General features: G+C 34.5%; 2 pseudogenes. Both read left to right on the forward strand.

Annotated elements, in window-relative coordinates:
• Positions 1-209: pseudogene (locus tag DN393_RS31170) on the forward strand (bacitracin ABC transporter ATP-binding protein); the annotation flags it as partial.
• Positions 210-225: 16 nt separating this feature from the next.
• Positions 226-447, forward strand: a pseudogene (locus DN393_RS31175) (ABC transporter permease); the annotation flags it as partial.

A 447-nucleotide genomic window follows, 5' to 3' on the forward strand; every position in this document is an offset into this window, starting at 1 on the left:
TACTTGATGCGATGACAAACTTAAATGAAGAACAAGGCGTATCTATTATGATGGTTACACATGATCCGTATAGTGCAAGTTATTGTCAGCGAATTTTATTCATTCAAGATGGTGAGCTATATAAAGAAATTCATCGTGGTGGTACGCGTGAAGAGTTCTACAAAGAGATTTTAGATGTACTTGCAGATTTAGGTACACAAAAAGCGTAAGAAAGGAGGTTCCAGTATGTTATTTAAACTTTCCATGTCGGGGCTGAAAAGTAAGCTGAAAGATTATATCGTCTTACTTGTCGGTCTTGTCATGTCCATTTCAATTTTTTACATGTTCCAAACGTTAGCGCTGAATAAAGCGTTTATCGAATCTAACTCAGTTATTCAATCAATTGGATTCGTATTCCAAGCAGGTTCATTTTTACTAGCTATTATAACGTTCTTCTATATTTTATAT

Source organism: Bacillus sp. BPN334, from assembly GCF_008368885.1.
Taxonomy (GTDB): domain Bacteria; phylum Bacillota; class Bacilli; order Bacillales; family Bacillaceae_G; genus Bacillus_A; species Bacillus_A wiedmannii.